This is a genomic window from Mesorhizobium sp. Mes31, from assembly GCF_024519675.1.
Lineage (GTDB): Bacteria > Pseudomonadota > Alphaproteobacteria > Rhizobiales > Rhizobiaceae > Mesorhizobium.
Map to the genome: position 1 here is coordinate 281712 of NZ_JALJRL010000005.1, position 17333 is coordinate 299044.

A 17333-nucleotide genomic window follows, 5' to 3' on the forward strand; every position below is an offset into this window, starting at 1 on the left:
AAACACTAAATATAGTATTAACAGACAATTTATTCCAGTCCGACAATTCTCCCTATCGTCCCCCAAGCCGCCACAGTTCCAACGCTTCCGCCGGCCTCGTAAACAGGCGGAAATGCGGGAAAAAACTCACATAATCCGGGAAAAAGACCGGGCTCAGAACTTTCCGGTCGCGCTCTCAACAGGAGCACATGGCCTATAAAAGGCGACTCGTTTTGCGCCGTCAAGGATTCGTTTGCGTAGCTTTTGTGACCCCAACATCTTGTGTGTCACATATGTGGATAACGGGGAAAGAATTGCGGTGCGGCGACGGCGATTTGCCGCCTGCGGTGCTGCATATGGGGCCGACGATCCAGCCGCGTGCTTGCCAGGCCCGACCGCTGCGTTCAGCCGTAATGCAGCCTGGGTTTTGGTTCGGTGCCGGTGAACCGCACCCCGATCCGGCCATTGCGGCGCCAGCGAACCTCGCAGCGATAGGCAATGCCGTCGACCGGCACATAGAGTAGAAAGCGATCCGGCACCCTGGCTTCGACCGCAATCTTCAGTTCGGCGCCGCCTTCATGCTGATTGCGCAGCGTGCAGCTGACTTCCGAATTCGAAATTCCGGTGATGATGGCGCCACCCTTGAGGACACGCTGGCGGTGCTCGCGCCGGGGCTCATCGGATTCGTCCGGAACTGGTTTTGCAGGGGTTGCCATCGTTGAATTAGCCAAAGCAGCCGAATCGTATTCTTGATTCGTTAGCAAAGCATTCACGTTGATGCGTAATTTGCCCGGCAATGCAGCGCGGCGCTATCGCCCGACGTCAGGTCAGGGGAAGCTGTGTGGGTCGGCGCAAAAATAGGCGATGATCTGGCAAAGGTCGGGTTCGTTGATCATGCGCACCGCTTCGCTGGAACTCACCCATTTGCGGATGCGGGAGCGCTTTTCCTTCCAGCGGTCGGCGACCTTGTCGACTTGCAGGGGAAACACAAGAACTTCGCACGGGACTTCCTCGCCGGAAGCCAACACCTTGGCATAGAAGTAGCGGCCGGCTTCGAGATGCGAGACACTCCCGCGCAGTCCGGCTTCCTCGCCGGCCTCGCGCGCCGCAGCCTCGCAGAGCGGCTCCCTGGCCTCCGGCCAGCCCTTGGGAAGCACCCAGCGCCCGGTATCGCGGCTGGTGATCAGCATGACCTCGACGCCGTTCCCCGTGTCGCGCCAGGGCAGGGCGGCAACCTGCAGGCGGCACGGCGCCGTGCCGAAGAGCCGTCGGACCCTTTCGGCCAGATGATTGTGCGTCGTTGGCCTCGTCAACATCGGAGAAGCTAGCCCCAGCCTCCAGAATCGTTTGCCGTCTCACGAATCTTACGGCCAATTGTCCGCAATAAAAGTAAAAACTTTCACTTATCTCGCCGATTACCGCCAATAGACGTCGATTTCGCAAAATATCCGGCCTGCCGGGACCATTTGCGAAAGCAAATGATGCCCGACGGCGGCAGCTGATCTGGAACAGGCAGGGGTTACGAATCAGCCAGCGTGGTCGTCGGCTATCGGCTTCTGATAGGTGAAGCCCATGTCCCAAGGAAAATAGATCCAGGTGTCTTGGCTGACTTCGGTGACGAAAGTATCGACCAGCGGCCGGCCTTTCGGCTTGGCGTAGACAGTGGCAAAATGCGCCCTCGGCATCATCGCGCGCACGATTGCCGCTGTCTTGCCGGTATCGGTCAGGTCGTCGATGATCAGCACGCCGGCGCCGTCGTCAACCAGCAATGCCGGCGTCACCTCCTTCAGTACCTGCAGCTGCCCCTGGCTGGTATAGTCGCGGTAGGAGGCGACACAGACCGTCTCGATGATGCGGATGCCAAGTTCGCGCGAGATGATCGCCGCGGGAACCAGGCCGCCGCGGGTGATGCAGACGATCGCTTTCCATTGCCCCTTGTTGGTGCCCGCAAGCCGCCAGGCGAGCGCACGGGCGTCGCGATGGAACTGGTCCCAGGAGACCGGAAAGGCTTTTTCGGGAAGGGACATTTCGCGCACTCCGCAGCGCGCGAACGCCGCGCGCAAGAAAACAGGGGAATGCGCGCGGAATTAACTGGAAAGCCTTGGCCTTGGCAAGGGCGGGCCTGAGCGATCGCTGTGGACTTAGCGCGACAGGAAGGCGGCTATCGGCGCCGTGCGCAGCACAGTGCGGGTTACCCCGCCGAACAGAAGCTGGCGCAGCCATGAGTGGCTGTAGGCGCCGAGCACCAGCAGATCGGCACCGGTCTCGGTGATCCGGGTCTGGATGATGTCGTCGACCGAACTGCCGCCCGATCGCTGCACCGAGACGCTGACATTGGCGCCGTGGCGCGACAGGGCGGAAGCGATCTCGGCGCCGGCGGCCTCCGGGCTCTCGTCCAGCGTCTCGGGTGGGTCAATGACCAATATGTCGGTTTTCTCTGCTTCGATGATGAAGGGCAGAGCGTCGAAAGCGGCGCGGGCCGCTTCCTTGCTGCCGTTCCAGGCGAGCAGCACGCGCTTGAAGGTGGTGATCAGCGGGCCCGCATGCGGCACCACCAGCACTGGCCTGCCGGCGTCGTAGACCAGCGTGTCGACATCCGCGCTCGGGTCACCGCCCGTCTCGCGCTGCGCGGCGATGATCAGATCGGCGGCGCGCACGGTCGAAATGCCGGTCAGCGCGCTGTCGCCCGAAAAACTCTCCAGGCTGCGCCACTCGAAGGAAAGGCCAGAATTCTCGATGTATCTGAGAAAAACGGCCTGCAGCTTCTCGGCCCGCTCGCGGTTCATGTCGGCCGAGACCTGCAGGAACTCGGTGTCCGGAAAGCCCGTGGCCGAAGTGTAGGGCACCGGAAGCGTCTCGGCATGGATGCCGATCAAATGGCTCTCGAACCGGCTGGCGAGCGGAATGGCGCAATCCAGCACGCGCTCCGCATCCTGTTCATTCTGCAGAATGGCGACGATGGTTTTGAATCGCATGGTAATCCCTCGGTTTACTGGCGATCGAACTCGCGCGTACGAAACGTTGCGGCGTCGTGCTTGGTTCCGGGCTGCACCAGATCAGCCGGGATTGCTGGCGAAGCCGGCCACCATTGCCTCGACATCGGCGCGCGCCGCGTCCAACGCGTCCTGGCTGCGGGCACGCACGACCAGTTCGGTCCAGAACTTGCCATCGCCATATTTCGGGTAGGAGCCGATGATCGTGTCCGGATGCGCTTTCTGGATGTCGCCCAGCGGCCCGCCGATGAGGCCTTCGCCGAACGGACAGTGCACGGTTGCCGACAGCATCTTGGTGCCGGCCTTCAGCGTCGGCACGACATTGTCGAGCATGGCCTGGAAAATCGACGGCACACCGGCCATGACATGGACGTTGCCGATGCGAAAACCGGGCGCGACGGATACCGGATTGACGATGAGATCGGAGCCGCGCGGCATCCGCGCCATGCGCTTGCGGGCCTCGGTGTATTCGATGCCGCGCGCGGCGTAGCTTGCCTCCAGCATCGCATAGGCCTTGGCATCGTATTCGCAAGGCACGCCGAAGGCCTTGGAAATCGAATCGGCGGTGATGTCGTCATGGGTCGGGCCGATGCCGCCGGTGGTGAACACATACGTGTAGCGTGCGCGCACGGCATTCACCGCCGCGACGATCTCGTCTTCCTCGTCCGGAACGATGCGCACCTCCTTCAGGTCGATGCCGATCGCGGTCATAATGTCGGCGAGATGGCCGATGTTCTTGTCCTTGGTGCGGCCGGACAGAATCTCGTCACCGATGACGAGCATGGCGGCGGTAACGATTTCGGGCATGGAAGGCTCCGGAGGGACGGGTCCAAGTCAGATAGCGCGCCATGGCGGCGGCCGCAATGCCACCCGAAACGGCCGGTCCTCGCCCCGCCCGTTTCGATACAAGGTTGCGGCACGACGGGATACGGCTAAGCTCACTCCGGTTCTGGTCCGGTGAACAATGCTGTTTTCTATTCTGTCGTGGCTGCTGGCCGTGTTCTTCCTGCTGGCGGTCCTCGGGATCGCCAGTCTGGTGCTGGCGACGCAGTGGATCGCGGCGAAGGCCGAAAGGCTGGTGCCGCCGGTCGGAAAATTCATCGAGATAGACGGCAACCGTGTCCACTATGTCGATGTGGGCGAGGGGCGGCCGATCGTCTTCCTGCACGGGCTCGGCGCCCAACTTCATCATTTCAGGTCCACCCTGTTCGGGCGGCTCGATCCGGGCTACCGGTTGATCGCGCTCGATCGCCCGGGGTCGGGCTATTCGGTGCGGGCGAGCGGCGCCACGGGCCGGCTGCCGGAACAGGCCGAGATCGTGCGGCGCTTCATCGAAACGATGCGGCTGGAAAAGCCGCTGGTGGTCGGTCATTCGCTAGGCGGCGCCATCGCGCTGACCCTGGCCGTGGAACACCCCGAGGCGATTTCCGGCATCGCCCTGCTGGCGCCATTGACCCATCTGGAAGATGGCGCACGCGAAAAGTTCGGCCCGCTGTATATTCCCTCACGCCTGCTGCGCCGGGTCATGGCCCATACGATGGCGATCCCGACAGGCCTCAGATATGCGCGGCCGACAATGGAATTCATCTTCGCGCCGCAAGTCCCGCCCGCCGACTACATGGTCGCGGCAGGCGGGTGGCTAGGGCTCAGGCCAGCCCATTTCTATGCCACGTCCTCCGATGTGGTGGCGATCGAACGTGATCTCGGCCGCATCGAGGGCCGCTATGGGGAGATCGCCATGCCGGCCGGCATTCTCTTCGGGGCCGCCGATCGCGTCATCGACATCAGCATCCATGGCGAGCCGATGCAGGACAAGATCGAAGGGCTCGATTTCGAAGCTGTCGACGGTCTCGGCCACATGCCACAATTCGTCGAGCCGGAACGGGTCATTGCCTTCATCGAGCGCATTGCAGCCCGCGCGTTTTCCGCTCGGACATCACCACGGCCTCACGACAATTTCACTGAACCATTCGGCTGATTGCCGGGTTTACCCCGTGTCGCACCCAAGGCGACAAAGATACGGAGTAATTCAATGTACACGAAACTTCTCGCAGCATCCGTTCTGACGATCGGTCTCGCCACATCGGCGATGGCGCAGTCGTCGGACAACACTTATTCCAACTCCCACAACCGGCTCTTCGGCAACGAGGATTCGGCGACTGTCGACACCACCACCACCGGCAGCATCAACGGCGATAGCTCCGGATTGAACAGCCTGGGCAATCCCGGGGCCGTCTGGCCTTGTGCCTCAAATACGGCCGGCCCCGACGCCAATGCCGGACTGAACGTCAACGATCAGTATTGCGGGAAGTAGTCAAAAGCACGATCCCGAAAAGTGCGGACCGGTTTTCGGGAAAGACCATGCTAAAATAAACGGAAAAAGCTCGCACGGATAAAGCCCGCAGGGTGGCTGCTGGCCGCGGAACGTCTTCTCTCCGGACGTCCGCGGTCGGCGCCCTGCCTGTCCGTCGCCGAAACTGGTCGCCGATCCAAATTCAGTCGGAGATTTCTGTCTGCGGCCGGTCCCGGCCGTCGGCCAGTTCGTCGTGCCATTTTCCGTCGGCATCCTCGTACTGGATGCCGTCAGTGGCCCCGGCGACCTGCTGCTCGGCCGAAGCGATCTCGGCGGCGCGCAATGCGTCGTGGTGGGTGGGGAACGTCTCCGAGAAGGTCTCTCCGACCTTGTAGGCCCAGCCGCCGTCGTGCTCGACGATCTTGTAAGTCAGCTTCGCCATAAAAACCTCCGGTTGAAAGTCCGCCTGCTCAATGCAGCCGGTCGTCGGGCAGTCTGTCGTCGGGCACCAGCACTTCGGATTCCTTGGCGGCTTCAATCAGCGCCCGGCGCGCATCCGCTGTCGAACGATAACCTTCCAGCACTTTGAGGCAAGTGTCGAGGGCATCACGATGTCGCTGGCCGCGATTGAGCGGCCACACCGTCATCAGGCACTCCGCCGCCTCCTGGGTGCTGCGGATATGGCGATATTTGCCGACATGGCCAAGTTCGACCACGACTGGCGTTTCGAAAGGTTTTTTGTCCATCATGGCCGCAACGCAAAGCAGCCAATTTGGTTGCAACCATGTCCTTCAGCCTGCGCCCAAACGTCTCAGTAGCCGCAATCGTTGCGCAGCCAGCGTGCGTTCGCCCAGCCGGTCGTGCCGCCGATCTCGACCTTGTACCAGTTGCCGCGCCTGTCGAAGATCTCGGTATGATCGCCATTGAACAGCTGTCCGATCATCCGCGACGACGAATTCGGCCGTGCCCGCACGGCGAGAAAACCGCTTCCCGTGGCCAGATTGTAGCGACCGGAAAGGCCGTGCACCGTGCCTTCGCAATATTGCGCGCCGGCCGGCGTCGACGCGCCAATCCAAAGCCCGGCCGCAGCCGTCAGCGCTGCAACAGGCAAGAATGTCCTGAACGACATGATTTCCTCCCAAGCCTGGCCGCGCCTGCCGCAGCCTCACCCAACGTAACAGTTCGCGGACAAAATTGAAGCCGTGCAATCTGGCCAGAACCACGCGCAGGGCCGCGCCGGTATCGGGAGAATGGGCCGGTCAGCCGGCCGCCTTCATCCAATGCTGCATCGTGGTCACCGAACGGGCAAGCTGCGGCGCCGGGTGGATTGTCTCGCTGAACGTGGCGGCCGCGCGCCATCCCCAGCGCGGGTCGGCCAGGAAGGCACGCGCCAGCGCCACCATGTCGGCGCGGCCCTCGGCGATAATTGCCTCGGCCTGCTTAGGGTCATCGATCAGGCCCACCGCGCGGGTCGGAATGGCCGCACCCTTGCGCACGGCTTCCGCCAGATGCACCTGGTAACCGGGGCCGGTGGGCAATTTCTGCAACGGCGAATTGCCGCCGCTCGAGCAGCAGAGATAGGCGACGCCGACGGCCTTCAACGCCTTTGCCACCTCGATCGCGTCTTCGACGTCGAAGCCGCCGTCGACCCAATCCTTCACCGACAGTCGCGCGCCGAGCATCAGGTTTGGAACCGCTTTCTTCACTGCCTTGGCGATCTCGACGACCAGACGCATGCGGTTCTCCAGCGAGCCGCCCCAGCGGTCGGTACGCTGGTTGGACAATGGCGAGAGGAACTGGAAGATCAGGTAGCCATGCGCGGCGTGCAGCTCGATGAAGTCGAAGCCGGCGCGCTCGGCTCGCCTTGCCGCCTCGGCGAACCGTTCGATGAGCTGCAGGATTTCCTCGTCCTCCAGCGCTCGCGGCACATTCCAGCCGGTGTCGTAGGCAATGGCCGAAGCCGAGACGGTCTGCCAGGGATCCTCGTTTGGCTGCAGCGGCCCGCCGCCCTCCCACGGCTTGCGGTTCGATGCCTTGCGGCCCGCATGGGCAAGCTGGGTGCCGAACCTGGTGCCGGGGGCAGCCACGCGCCTGGCCGCATCCAGCGCCCGGCGGGCGCCCGCCTCGTTGTCTTCGGAGTAAAGGCCGAGGCAGCCATGGGTGATACGCCCGCGCCGCTCGACATCGGTCATCTCGACGGTGACCATGCCGGCGCCCGACATGGCAAGGTTCATCCAGTGGTAGAGGTGCCAGTCGCTGGCCGAGCCGTCTTCGGCGGAATACTGGCACATCGGCGCGACAGCGATGCGATTGGGGAAGCTGAGGCCGTCAAGGGTGATCGGCTGGAAGAGCGATGCTGTCATGAAATGAGGCTCCGGGAGGGGTAAGCCGTTATCTAGGCAATGGATCGAAGGCGCGCCAGACACGAGACGGTGAGACGGCCTTTTTGGACCGATTGCCCACATTGCGCAAATGCCGGTTCGCGGCTACGCCTCGACCAACAGCAGGGAGACCATGATGGAAGATCGCATTCGCATCCGTTCGGAGGAGGTTCTCTCCGACGACTGGGCCGTCCTGAAGAAAACCGTCCTCGACTATCGCCGGCGGGACGGACGGTGGGAGACGCAGATTCGCCAGACCTATGATCGTGGCGACGGCGCGGTGATCCTGCCTTACGATCCGGCGCGCTCGACCGTGCTTCTGGTGCGCCAGTTCCGTTATCCCGCCTATGTCACGGGCCATCGCGAGCCGCTGATCGAGGCCTGTGCCGGTCTGTTGGACGAAAACGATCCGGAAACCTGCATCCGCAAGGAAGCCGAGGAAGAGCTGGGCTACCGGCTGAACAACGTCGAGCGGCTGTTTTCGCCTTACATGAGCCCGGGCAGCGTCACCGAACGGCTGTGGTTCTTCGTCGCCCGCTATTCACCGGCCGACCGCATCTCGGCCGGCGGCGGTGCGCCGGAAGAGGGCGAAGACATCGAAGTTCTGGAAATGCCGCTCGACGAGGCGCTGGCCGGCATTGCCGATGGCCGCATCATCGATGCCAAGACCATCATCCTGATCCAGCATCTGAAGCTGAACCCGATCCCTGCTTGAATCCCCGGTTTGTTCCACGCTCCCGGCTTTCGGCCCGTCGCCGACGATTTGACTCAGAGCAAAGCAGCATCGGGTCGCCGGCGGTAGACATCCGATTCAACCGTAGGGACTTGGACATGATCTTTCATGCAACGACCAGAAGCGCCGCGCTCGACACGGTCGTCTCCATTCCAGCCATGGGAGCCGCTGCAGTGGAGAGGACTTCTGCCGCAAACTTGAACGAAAGCCCGATCCTGGCCGGCTTCCGGCGTTGGGAAGCGCTCAGGGATTCGATCTCTTTTGGCATTTCCGACAACGATCTGAAGCGTGTCCACAGGGGCATGGCCGAGATCGTGGAAACTATGTTCGCAACCCCGGCCACAACCACCCATGAGTTCGCGGCGCAGTTCATGGTCGTTTGCAGCGGCGACGAGATCGAATACCGGCGGGCTGCCCGCGAACTCCATGCTCACGCACAAACCCTGGTCGGTATGGCGTCACTGTGAGCGGGACACCGCTGGTTGAACGGCCATAGTGTCCGATGTCTTCGTGACCGGCGTTGCGCCCCTCCAACTCACGGGCGCGCGGCGATCCCGGACCCACCCTGTCCGTATCGCAATGCTCGACATGTGATGGTGGCGCCGAAAACGCCGTCGCTTCCAGGCTGCCTGGAAGTCGGACCGACAAGTTGCAAATAGCAGCGGTGGTGCGGACGACGGGAATCGAACCCGTACGATCAGAGATCGAGGGATTTTAAGTCCCTTGCGTCTACCAATTCCGCCACGTCCGCAGGCCAGCCCTTTTCAGACGCCAGACACAGGCCGTCAAGTCGTGATCTTGGCCACGCCTGAACGGGCAAACCAGACCGGGTGGCGTGGTGATGCTGGCGTGATCACGGAATTACGCGCGCTGGCAGGCGCCGCTAGCATATCGCTCGGCGGATCGGATCCGCCAAGGCCGGCGCTTCTCAGGCCCAACCCAATCCCCCGCCCACTGGGGGCGTCGGCCGCTCCCTTCCGCTGAGATAGCTCCTCGAGCTACGGCCGTGGCCGGTGGCGTCACGCTACCGGCGAGGTTCAGAACTTGTAGCTCAGGTTGATGCCGACCGTGTTCAGCTTCACATTCTGATCGCGATCGACGAAGGGATCCGGCGTGTCGTAGTGCTCGGAGCCGAAATCGTAGTAGCGATATTGTGCGCCGACGACGAACTTGTCAGTGAGCGCGTAGTCGATGCCTGCACCCACGGTCCAGCCGACATTCGTGCGTGTGCTGGAAAACGCCGAACCCACGGCTTGCGAGGTTTCGATACCGCCAAAGGCGATGCCGCCAATGCCATAGACCAGCAGGCGATCCATCGCGTATCCGGCCTTGGCGTTGACCGATCCGAACCATTTGATGTCGGTGCCGAACGTGTTTCCCGGGCCTGCTTCGGCCGTGCCGTTGATCGAGGAATAGTTGAGGTCTGCCTCGGCCCCGAGCACCGCCTGGTCGAACTGCCAAAGGCCGGCGACATGACCGCCGACGAAACCGCCGTCGATGTCGGGCGAGACGGAAAATGGCCCGCCATCTGTCCCTGATATATCGGATTGGCCCCAGCCATAGCCGGCCTGCAGACCGGCGTAGTAGCCCGTCCAGTCGAAGCCGGGCGCGGTCATCGGCACATCGACTGCCGGGTCGGCCGCGAAAGCCGGTACGGCCAGAGCGGCAAGAAAACCGGCACTTGCAACCATCAGGCGACGCATCGAACTCCCCGAAAGAAGGTTCAGAAAGGTCCTTCCACTGAAAGTAACGCGATTTGCGCCAAAACGGAATCTTATTTCTGACTCTGGTAAATATCGCTCGCTGCTCCGGCATCGAAGGCGCGGACAGGCGGCATTGTCGCGGCTGGTCGAACCCATACGCGGTGGCGAGGTCATGATCAGCGGTACCTTCGCCAAGGGCGAACTGAGGCGCCTCGCGGAGCGGATTTCGAGCGGAAAGGCGAAAGTCACGGTCGACGTCAAGGCTGGATAGCCTTCGTGAAGGCTGATTAGCCTTGGTGAAGGCCGGGTGAGTTTCGCGAAGATGGAGCAGGCCTCGAGCGATCCACTGTTTGGCGCTGGTCAAAACCACGCTGGCTTGGCACAGTCGGGCAAACAGGAGTCCTTCATGGCAAAGAAGCCGTCGGCGCATGCGACGAAACCCAAACCGTGGACCGAGATGGCGACGCATCTGGTCGACGTCGCCATGGGCCGGAAACCCGCCGATTTGGTCATCCGCAACGGGCGCTGGGTGAACGTTCATTCGGGCGAGATCATCGCAGGCACCGACATCGCCATTGCCGGCGGCCGCTTCGCCTATTGCGGGCCGAACGCCAGCCACGCCATCGGCCAGGGCACCAAGGTGGTCGACGCCGGCGGCCGCTATCTGGTGCCCGGCCTTTGCGACGCGCACATGCATGTCGAGAGCGGCATGGTGACGGTGACCGAGTTCTGCCGTGCCGTCATCCCGCACGGCACCACCTCGATGTTCATCGATCCGCACGAGATTGCCAATGTGCTGGGCCTGCCTGGTGTACGGCTGATGCATGACGAGGCCGTCGCCATGCCCATCAACGTGCATGTGCAGATGCCGTCCTGCGTGCCCTCGGCACCGGGGCTGGAACATGCCGGCGCCGAGCTGACGGTCGCCGATGTCGCGGAAGCGATGACCTGGGAGAACATCATCGGCCTCGGCGAAGTGATGAATTTCCCCGGCGTCGTCGCCAACGATCCGGTGATGTCGGGCGAGATCGCCGCCACGGTGAAAGCGGGCAAGACGGTTGGCGGTCACTATGCCTCGCGTGATCTCGGTCTGCCGTTCCATGGCTATGTCGCAGGTGGCCCGGAGGACGACCACGAGGGCACACGCGCCGAGGACGCCATCGCTCGTGTACGCCAGGGCATGAAGGCGATGCTGCGCCTGGGTTCGGCGTGGTACGACGTCGCCTCGCAGATCAAGGCGGTCACGGAAGGCGGCATCGATCCGCGCAACTTCATCCTGTGCACCGACGACAGCCATTCCGGCACGCTGGTCCACGAGGGCCATATGGACCGGGTGGTGCGCCACGCCATCCAGCAGGGGTTGAAGCCGGTGACGGCGATCCAGATGGCAACGCTCAACACCGCCCAGCATTTCAAACTGGAGCGCGAGATCGGCTCGATCGCGCCGGGGCGGCTTGCGGACCTGCTGATCGTCTCGGATCTGGCCGCGATGGGCATCGATGAGGTCTATGCGCGTGGCGTCAGGCTGGCCAAGGGCGGCAAGCTCGAAATCGACATTCCGGCCTATGACTATCCCCGGACGGCGAAGAACACCGTCAAGCTCGGCAAAAGGCTGAAGGCCGGCGACTTCGATATCGTTGCCCCCAAGGGCGCCAACGAAGTTCGGGTGCGCGTCATCGGCGTTATCGAGAACCAGGCGCCGACGCGCGCGCTCGAGGCCGACCTTCCCGTCGAGGACGGGCTGGTCGCCATGGATCGCCGCAACGACGTCTGCCAGATCGCGCTGGTCGAACGCCACAGAGGCACGGGCGGCGTCACCAACGCCTTCGTCTCCGGTTTCGGCTACATGGGCGACTGTGCCATGGCCTCCAGCGTCGCGCATGACAGCCACCACATCATCGTCGTCGGCACCAACAAGCAGGACATGGCGCTTGCCGTCAACCGGCTGGGCGAGGTCGGCGGCGGCGTCGTGCTGTTCTCCAAGGGAAAGGAGCTGGCGCTGGTCGAGATGCCGATCGCCGGGCTGATGTCCGACGAGCGCGCTGAAATCGTGGCGGCCAAGGCCGAGAAACTGACCGAGGCGATGCGCAAGATGGGCTGTTCATTGAACAACGCCTACATGCAGCACTCGCTGCTGGCGCTGGTCGTCATTCCGGAGCTGAGGATTTCCGATGTCGGCCTGATCGACGTGACGACCTTCCAGAAGATCGATCTGTTCGTCTGAGATCAGCCGTCCGCTCTTGGTTGCTTACCCACCGGTGGCGATGGTCAGCACCTTGAATGGCGTGGTGATGACGATTTCGGCGACCGAGCCGACGGCCTTGCCGAGGCCCTGGCCAAGATTGTCGAGCTGCGCGGGCGATGTGTCGTCCGACGCCAGGCCGGCCGGCGTGCGCAGCCGGTCACCGAGCAATTGCACCAGGATCGGATTGTCGGCGAATTTGGCATGGTTCAGGCGATCACCGCCCTTGGCTTGGGAAAGGTCGACGACCGACACGCCATAGCTGGCGAGATCAGCGGCATTGCCATAGTCACCGACACGCGGCTTGTCGCCCGAGATCAGGGAAGAGAGCTTGAGGGCCCGATCATCCGCGGAAAGCAGGATAGCGAACGGCTTGTCGGGTTTGCCGTAGCGGATCATCTGCTTCTTGAAGACGTCGACATCGATGTCGGGCGAAGCCAGGATAACATAGCCGAGCTTGCCGCCGAGATCGCGGTCCCCGGTGATGGCGAGCTGGCGCAGCGCCTCCATCGTCACCCAGGTTCCCATCGAATGAGCGATGATGTCGATGCTCTTGACCTGGGTCTTTGCCAGCATTCTGAGCGTCGCTTCAAGGTCGTCGCGCGCGGCGTTGGCGCTTTCCTTGTCGTAGATATAGCCGGTCGTCTTGCCGCTGGACGCCCATGAGAACAGCACCGGTGTGCCGGGAAACTTGGTGTCGTGCGCGATCTGTGTCAGCCGATAGATGCCATCATCGAAACCATTGTTGAAGCCGTGCACGAAAACCAGCGCACGGCCGCCGCGCATGGCGATGTCGGCGCCGACCGCCTTGGCGAATTGCGGCGCGCCGTCATAGAAGGTGACGTCCTTCGCCGTGAAATCCTTGGCCGGATTGCTGTTGGCGGATCCCTTGGCCCGCTCGATCGCTCCCACCTGGTGGGTTTTGGGAACAGTCACGTCGACGCGGGCGTAGCTGGTGGTCGGTGAGCGATCGCCGTCGAAAACCTGTCGCGGGTCCTTCGTTGCCTTCCGGCGTGTCGTGGCGACGAAAATCTCATGCGTGGCCGCGACGTCGGAAGCAGGGGCGGCGACCGTCGTCCTGCTGAGCAGGTCATGCGTGTTCCGGCCGGCGCAGCCGGTGACAGCGAGCGCGAACGCGACGATGACTAAGCTTTTCAAACGCACGGTCACACGCCGGCTCCCGCAAAGGGGGACGTCAAACGCATGACGTCGCTGGCTATTCCGATAAAGCCATAGGCCGGCGCGGTCCAGTTCAAAGTGCGCCGAGGTTTGCGCAAGGGTGAACAGGCGGGGCGAACGCCTCGCGAGTGCATCTATTGTCCGAGCAGGCCGATGCGATCGGTCACTTCACGGTCGCTGGCAAAGCCGTCGTCCTCGCGCAACCGCTGGCCGATCATCTTCACCAGTGCCGGATTGTCGGCGAATTTCGTGTGGTTGAAGCTATCCGTTCCCTTGACCTTGGAGAGGTCGACGACCGTCACGCCGTAGGAGGCAAGATCTGCGGCGTCCTTGTAGTCGCCGACACGCGGCCGCGAACCGGCGATCAGGCCGGAAAGCCTCAGCGCACGATCGTCGTCCGACAGCAACAGGATGAACGGCTTGTCGGGCTTGCCGTAGCGGCGCATCTGGCTCTTGAACACGTCGACGTCGATGTCGGGCGAGGCGAGCACCACGTCGCCGAGCTTGCCACCCAAATCACGGTCGCCGCTGATGGCCATCTGGCGCAGCGTCTCCATGGTCACCCAGGTTCCCATCGAATGCGCGACGATGTCGATGCGCCGCGCGCCGGACTGCTGCAGCATCCTCAACGTCACTTCCAGCTGGTCGCGGGCGGCACTCGCACTTTCCTTGTCGTAGACATAGTCGGTGGTCTTGGCGCCCGATGCCCAGGAAAACAGCACCGGTGTACCCGGATAGCCGGAATCATGGACGATCTGTGTCAGACGATAGACCGCGTCGTCGAAGCCGGTGTTGTAGCCGTGCACGAAGACCATGACGCGGCCGCCGCGTGCCGCGATATCGGCGTTGAGCGCGCTGGAGAATTTCGGCTGTGCGTCGTAGCCGACGACCTCGGAAGCCATGAAATATTTGGCCGGATCATCCGACTTGCCGCGCGAGCGCCGCTCGATCTGGCCAGTCTGATGGATTCCGGGCACGGTGACGTTGACGCGGGCATAGTTCAGCGTGGCCGAGCGCTCGCCGTCGAAAACCTTGTTCGGGTCGTCGGACTTCTTGCGCGTCGTGGCGATGAAGATGCTGTGATTGCCGGCAATCTCCGTCACCGGCGTCGCGACGATGGCGCTGCCAAGCAATTCCTGTGTTTGTTGGCCGGCGCAGCCGGCAACGAGCAGGGCAAGGGCAACCGCAAAAATCTTCTTCAAAGGCACGTCTGAAATTCCACTCCGGCCAAAAGGCCTGTCTACCCCCGCGACACCTCCCGGACAGTTTAAGTGCGGCGGAAGTAAGTCATCTCCGGTCGAAATGTGATCAGCGCCTTGCGACGGCCATCGCACTGTTGCGTGAAAGCCAGAACGGCGGGAGAAATGCCGGAATGCGGGCCTCGTGGGGGGCGCTCGACCAACGGCATCACCGTCGGCTCACCGAATTCCGGCAGCGACATGGTTTTGAGGGCGACCGATGCAACAGGCATGAACAAACACCTCCAAGTGCTTGCAAGGATTCTGTGAATGCCCGATTCAGAGGGGCAAGAATGGCCGGGCAATGGCGTCGAGGGGCCGGATATGCAATAGGCAGGATCGGCTGCACGAGACCAGGGCGCGCAGCAAACTGAGGGTGCACGGCCTGATCGATGATAGAGGTCGGCACAAGACATGCGGTGCAAAGTGATTTTCCAATGAACAGTTTCTCTTCCCGCGTCTCTGTTGCTGCCTCCGCGATCCGCCAGATCTTCCCGGAAACGCCGCTGCAGGAAAACGACTATCTGTCGAAAAAGACCGGTGCGCGGGTGCTGTTGAAGCGCGAGGACCTATCGCCGGTGCGCTCCTACAAGATCCGCGGAGCCTTCAATTTCTTTCGCAAGGCGCTTGCGGCGGGCAACCAGGCCGAACTGTTCGTCTGCGCTTCCGCCGGCAACCATGCGCAGGGCTTCGCTTTTGTCTGCCGCCATTTCGGTAAGAAGGGCGTGGTGTTCATGCCGGTGACGACGCCGCAGCAGAAGATCGACAAGACACGGCTGTTCGGTGGCGACTTCGTCGAGATCAGACTCGTCGGCGATTTCTTCGACGATTGCTATCGTGCCGCCTTCGAATTCACCGAAAGCTCGGGCGCCCACATGGTGCCGCCCTTTGATCACAAGGACATCATCGAAGGCCAGGCGACGGTCGCCTATGAGATATCAGACCAGATGCCGGGCGCGCGCATGCCCGACATCATCATGCTGCCGGTCGGCGGTGGCGGACTTGCCGCTGGCGTCACCCATTATTTCGCCGATCAAGGCCGGGAAACCCGCTTTGTCTTCTGCGAGCCGGCCGGCGCGCCAAGCCTGCGCGAGAGCCTAGCCGCCGGAAAGCGGCTGAAGCTCGCAAAGGTCGACAATTTCGTCGATGGCGCGGCGGTGGCCGAAATCGGCCGCGAACCGTTGCGACATCTCAAGGATTTCCCGGCCGACACCGTGCGGCTGATCCCGGAGAACCGGCTCTGCGCCACCATGATCGAGATGCTCAACGTCGAAGGCGTCGTGCTGGAGCCGGCGGGCGCCCTGGCGATCGATGCGCTTAAGGATTTTTCGAAGAAGGAGATCCGCGGCAAGACTATCGTGGCCGTGGTTTCGGGCGGCAATTTCGACTTCGAGCGGCTGCCGGATGTGAAGGAACGGGCGCTGCGCTTCGAGGGGCTGAAGAAATACTTCATCATCCGCTTCCCGCAGCGGCCGGGCGCACTGCGCGACTTCCTTGAAATGCTGGGGCCCGACGACGACATCGCCCGGTTCGAATATCTGAAGAAATCGGCGCGCAATTTCGGTTCCGTGCTGATCGGCATCGAAACCAAGGACCGCCGTAATTTCGACCTGCTCAAGGCGAATTTCGAGGCCGAAGGCGTCCAGTATCAGGACATCACCGACAACGAGACGCTGGCGGGGTTCATCATATGAGCGGTGCGGGAAAAGTCTTCATCACGCTGTTTTCCGGCATCAACGTTGGCGGCAACCGCATCGTCAAGATGGCGGAGTTGAGGTCGTTCTTCGAGGATCTCGGCTTTGCCGATGTCGCCACCTATGTGCAGAGCGGCAACGCCGTGTTCCGGGCGAAGAAGGGCGACGCGGCCGCGCTGACGAAACAGATCGAAGCAGCCTTTGAGAAGAAATGGGGATTCCATTCGCGCATCATGGTGCGTGATCTCGGCTGGTTCGAGCAACTGGTGAGCGAAAATCCCTATCCGGAAGCGGCGGCAGACCACACGAAGCTGCACGCCTATGTGCTGGAGCGCGAGCCGACCGCCGACGAGGCGGCGCGGCTGGCTGAAAAGTGCACAGGTCCTGAAAGCTTCGAGATCAAGGGCGACGTGCTCTACCTGCACGCGCCGAACGGGCTTGGCAAATCGGTGTTTGCCGGGCTGATCCCGCGCACCCTGAAGGTGCCCGGCACCGCGCGCAACTGGCGCTCGGTGCTGGCGCTGCTGGAGATGGCCGGTCAGGCCGGCGGAAAGTAAGATACCTATGCCGCCGGAGCCGGCTTCCAGTCGAAGGTCAGCTCTTCGCGGAAAGCAAAGCGCTTGATGTGATCGGCAACGACACTCTCCAGGCGCTCGATCGAGCCGGCTTCGTCCGTCGAAACAGTGATGTGCAGTGCGGCCGCATCGGCATCCATGACGGTGCGGCCAAGCGTGAGATCGATGGTGCCATGGGTGGGATCGAACTCGACGGGGAATTTGTGTGCCCAGTGCTTGCAGAGCTGCTGCAGGTAGCGGCTGGCATGTTCGGTGGTGACGTCGGCATGGCTGCTCGGCATGAGTGAATTCTCCAGGAAGGGCAGGCGCCCATTTGCATAACC

22 protein-coding genes and 1 tRNA gene are annotated in these 17333 nt (G+C 62.5%); 8 read left to right on the forward strand and 15 right to left on the reverse strand.

Annotated elements, in window-relative coordinates; genetic code table 11:
* Nucleotides 1–383 precede the first annotated feature (383 nt).
* The 5 genes from NR193_RS11420 to NR193_RS11440 form a co-directional block, all read right to left on the reverse strand.
* A complete protein-coding gene (locus NR193_RS11420) occupies nucleotides 384–695 on the reverse strand; it encodes a PilZ domain-containing protein (RefSeq protein WP_256751029.1) in 312 nt (103 codons plus the stop codon).
* A gap of 111 nt (nucleotides 696–806) precedes the next feature.
* A complete protein-coding gene (locus NR193_RS11425) occupies nucleotides 807–1295 on the reverse strand; it encodes an NUDIX hydrolase (RefSeq protein ID WP_256750935.1) in 489 nt (162 codons plus the stop codon).
* Nucleotides 1296–1505: 210 nt separating this feature from the next.
* Nucleotides 1506–2006 carry a xanthine phosphoribosyltransferase gene (gene gpt, locus NR193_RS11430; protein ID WP_256750936.1) on the reverse strand — a complete coding sequence of 167 codons (501 nt, stop codon included), beginning with the start codon at nucleotides 2004–2006 and terminating at the stop codon, nucleotides 1506–1508.
* Between the two features lie 114 nt (nucleotides 2007–2120).
* Nucleotides 2121–2954: a universal stress protein gene (locus NR193_RS11435; RefSeq protein ID WP_256750937.1), complete on the reverse strand. Its 834-nt coding sequence runs from the start codon at nucleotides 2952–2954 to the stop codon at nucleotides 2121–2123.
* Between the two features lie 81 nt (nucleotides 2955–3035).
* A complete protein-coding gene (locus NR193_RS11440) occupies nucleotides 3036–3779 on the reverse strand; it encodes a competence/damage-inducible protein A (protein ID WP_256750938.1) in 744 nt (247 codons plus the stop codon).
* A 157-nt stretch (nucleotides 3780–3936) separates the two neighbouring features.
* On the opposite strand from NR193_RS11440, the gene NR193_RS11445 reads away from it, so the two are divergent.
* Nucleotides 3937–4950, forward strand: coding sequence for an alpha/beta fold hydrolase (locus NR193_RS11445; protein WP_256750939.1), 1014 nt, complete (start codon nucleotides 3937–3939; stop codon nucleotides 4948–4950).
* A 54-nt stretch (nucleotides 4951–5004) separates the two neighbouring features.
* Nucleotides 5005–5286 carry a hypothetical protein gene (locus tag NR193_RS11450; RefSeq protein WP_256750940.1) on the forward strand — a complete coding sequence of 94 codons (282 nt, stop codon included), beginning with the start codon at nucleotides 5005–5007 and terminating at the stop codon, nucleotides 5284–5286.
* Between the two features lie 181 nt (nucleotides 5287–5467).
* On the opposite strand, the gene NR193_RS11455 is transcribed toward NR193_RS11450, so the two are convergent.
* From NR193_RS11455 to NR193_RS11470, 4 genes are all read right to left on the reverse strand, one after another.
* Nucleotides 5468–5707 carry a DUF2188 domain-containing protein gene (locus NR193_RS11455; protein WP_256750941.1) on the reverse strand — a complete coding sequence of 80 codons (240 nt, stop codon included), beginning with the start codon at nucleotides 5705–5707 and terminating at the stop codon, nucleotides 5468–5470.
* Between the two features lie 28 nt (nucleotides 5708–5735).
* On the reverse strand, nucleotides 5736–6014 hold the full coding sequence (locus NR193_RS11460; RefSeq protein ID WP_091578371.1) for a DUF982 domain-containing protein: 279 nt from the start codon (nucleotides 6012–6014) through the stop codon (nucleotides 5736–5738).
* Between the two features lie 62 nt (nucleotides 6015–6076).
* Nucleotides 6077–6394: an SH3 domain-containing protein gene (locus NR193_RS11465; protein WP_256750942.1), complete on the reverse strand. Its 318-nt coding sequence runs from the start codon at nucleotides 6392–6394 to the stop codon at nucleotides 6077–6079.
* A 130-nt stretch (nucleotides 6395–6524) separates the two neighbouring features.
* Nucleotides 6525–7628, reverse strand: a complete 1104-nt coding sequence (locus tag NR193_RS11470) for an NADH:flavin oxidoreductase/NADH oxidase (protein WP_256750943.1) — start codon at nucleotides 7626–7628, stop codon at nucleotides 6525–6527.
* Between the two features lie 154 nt (nucleotides 7629–7782).
* On the opposite strand from NR193_RS11470, the gene NR193_RS11475 reads away from it, so the two are divergent.
* Together NR193_RS11475 and NR193_RS11480 are read left to right on the forward strand one after the other, a co-directional pair.
* On the forward strand, nucleotides 7783–8361 hold the full coding sequence (locus tag NR193_RS11475) for an NUDIX domain-containing protein (RefSeq protein ID WP_256750944.1): 579 nt from the start codon (nucleotides 7783–7785) through the stop codon (nucleotides 8359–8361).
* Nucleotides 8362–8471: 110 nt separating this feature from the next.
* Nucleotides 8472–8846, forward strand: coding sequence for a hypothetical protein (locus tag NR193_RS11480; RefSeq protein WP_256750945.1), 375 nt, complete (start codon nucleotides 8472–8474; stop codon nucleotides 8844–8846).
* 198 nt (nucleotides 8847–9044) lie between these two features.
* On the opposite strand, the gene NR193_RS11485 is transcribed toward NR193_RS11480, so the two are convergent.
* A tRNA-Leu gene (locus NR193_RS11485) sits at nucleotides 9045–9130 on the reverse strand.
* Nucleotides 9131–9416: 286 nt separating this feature from the next.
* Complete coding sequence (locus NR193_RS11490; protein WP_256750946.1) at nucleotides 9417–10082, reverse strand: outer membrane protein; 666 nt, start codon at nucleotides 10080–10082, stop codon at nucleotides 9417–9419.
* Between the two features lie 133 nt (nucleotides 10083–10215).
* Between NR193_RS11490 and NR193_RS11495 the strand changes: the two genes are divergently transcribed.
* On the forward strand, nucleotides 10216–10353 hold the full coding sequence (locus NR193_RS11495) for a hypothetical protein (RefSeq protein WP_256750947.1): 138 nt from the start codon (nucleotides 10216–10218) through the stop codon (nucleotides 10351–10353).
* A 135-nt stretch (nucleotides 10354–10488) separates the two neighbouring features.
* On the forward strand, nucleotides 10489–12306 hold the full coding sequence (gene ade, locus NR193_RS11500) for an adenine deaminase (protein WP_256750948.1): 1818 nt from the start codon (nucleotides 10489–10491) through the stop codon (nucleotides 12304–12306).
* Nucleotides 12307–12330: 24 nt separating this feature from the next.
* On the opposite strand, the gene NR193_RS11505 is transcribed toward ade, so the two are convergent.
* The 3 genes from NR193_RS11505 to NR193_RS11515 form a co-directional block, all read right to left on the reverse strand.
* Nucleotides 12331–13494 carry an alpha/beta hydrolase gene (locus tag NR193_RS11505; protein ID WP_256750949.1) on the reverse strand — a complete coding sequence of 388 codons (1164 nt, stop codon included), beginning with the start codon at nucleotides 13492–13494 and terminating at the stop codon, nucleotides 12331–12333.
* Between the two features lie 143 nt (nucleotides 13495–13637).
* Nucleotides 13638–14711: an alpha/beta hydrolase gene (locus NR193_RS11510; RefSeq protein WP_256750950.1), complete on the reverse strand. Its 1074-nt coding sequence runs from the start codon at nucleotides 14709–14711 to the stop codon at nucleotides 13638–13640.
* Nucleotides 14712–14770: 59 nt separating this feature from the next.
* Nucleotides 14771–14974: a hypothetical protein gene (locus NR193_RS11515; RefSeq protein WP_256750951.1), complete on the reverse strand. Its 204-nt coding sequence runs from the start codon at nucleotides 14972–14974 to the stop codon at nucleotides 14771–14773.
* Between the two features lie 204 nt (nucleotides 14975–15178).
* On the opposite strand from NR193_RS11515, the gene ilvA reads away from it, so the two are divergent.
* Together ilvA and NR193_RS11525 are read left to right on the forward strand one after the other, a co-directional pair.
* The gene (ilvA, locus tag NR193_RS11520) at nucleotides 15179–16435 is read left to right on the forward strand and encodes a threonine ammonia-lyase IlvA (protein ID WP_256750952.1); all 1257 of its coding nucleotides are present in this window, start codon (nucleotides 15179–15181) and stop codon (nucleotides 16433–16435) included.
* On the forward strand, nucleotides 16432–16992 hold the full coding sequence (locus NR193_RS11525; RefSeq protein ID WP_256750953.1) for a DUF1697 domain-containing protein: 561 nt from the start codon (nucleotides 16432–16434) through the stop codon (nucleotides 16990–16992). Before ilvA ends, NR193_RS11525 begins: the two co-directional genes overlap by 4 nt.
* A 5-nt stretch (nucleotides 16993–16997) precedes the next feature.
* Here NR193_RS11525 and NR193_RS11530 read toward each other — a convergent pair whose 3' ends face one another.
* Entirely contained in the window at nucleotides 16998–17291 is a 294-nt protein-coding gene (locus NR193_RS11530; protein WP_256750954.1) for a DUF2218 domain-containing protein, read from the reverse strand.
* Between the last annotated feature and the right edge of the window lie 42 nt (nucleotides 17292–17333).

Coding starts and splice junctions, on each gene's coding strand:
- NR193_RS11420 (WP_256751029.1), bottom strand. CDS start 695: ATGGCAACCCCTGCAAAACCAGTTCCGGACGAATCCGATGAGCCCCGG.
- NR193_RS11425 (WP_256750935.1), bottom strand. CDS start 1,295: ATGTTGACGAGGCCAACGACGCACAATCATCTGGCCGAAAGGGTCCGA.
- gpt (WP_256750936.1), bottom strand. CDS start 2,006: ATGTCCCTTCCCGAAAAAGCCTTTCCGGTCTCCTGGGACCAGTTCCAT.
- NR193_RS11435 (WP_256750937.1), bottom strand. CDS start 2,954: ATGCGATTCAAAACCATCGTCGCCATTCTGCAGAATGAACAGGATGCG.
- NR193_RS11440 (WP_256750938.1), bottom strand. CDS start 3,779: ATGCCCGAAATCGTTACCGCCGCCATGCTCGTCATCGGTGACGAGATT.
- NR193_RS11445 (WP_256750939.1), top strand. CDS start 3,937: ATGCTGTTTTCTATTCTGTCGTGGCTGCTGGCCGTGTTCTTCCTGCTG.
- NR193_RS11450 (WP_256750940.1), top strand. CDS start 5,005: ATGTACACGAAACTTCTCGCAGCATCCGTTCTGACGATCGGTCTCGCC.
- NR193_RS11455 (WP_256750941.1), bottom strand. CDS start 5,707: ATGGCGAAGCTGACTTACAAGATCGTCGAGCACGACGGCGGCTGGGCC.
- NR193_RS11460 (WP_091578371.1), bottom strand. CDS start 6,014: ATGATGGACAAAAAACCTTTCGAAACGCCAGTCGTGGTCGAACTTGGC.
- NR193_RS11465 (WP_256750942.1), bottom strand. CDS start 6,394: ATGTCGTTCAGGACATTCTTGCCTGTTGCAGCGCTGACGGCTGCGGCC.
- NR193_RS11470 (WP_256750943.1), bottom strand. CDS start 7,628: ATGACAGCATCGCTCTTCCAGCCGATCACCCTTGACGGCCTCAGCTTC.
- NR193_RS11475 (WP_256750944.1), top strand. CDS start 7,783: ATGGAAGATCGCATTCGCATCCGTTCGGAGGAGGTTCTCTCCGACGAC.
- NR193_RS11490 (WP_256750946.1), bottom strand. CDS start 10,082: ATGCGTCGCCTGATGGTTGCAAGTGCCGGTTTTCTTGCCGCTCTGGCC.
- ade (WP_256750948.1), top strand. CDS start 10,489: ATGGCAAAGAAGCCGTCGGCGCATGCGACGAAACCCAAACCGTGGACC.
- NR193_RS11515 (WP_256750951.1), bottom strand. CDS start 14,974: ATGCCTGTTGCATCGGTCGCCCTCAAAACCATGTCGCTGCCGGAATTC.
- ilvA (WP_256750952.1), top strand. CDS start 15,179: ATGAACAGTTTCTCTTCCCGCGTCTCTGTTGCTGCCTCCGCGATCCGC.
- NR193_RS11525 (WP_256750953.1), top strand. CDS start 16,432: ATGAGCGGTGCGGGAAAAGTCTTCATCACGCTGTTTTCCGGCATCAAC.
- NR193_RS11530 (WP_256750954.1), bottom strand. CDS start 17,291: ATGCCGAGCAGCCATGCCGACGTCACCACCGAACATGCCAGCCGCTAC.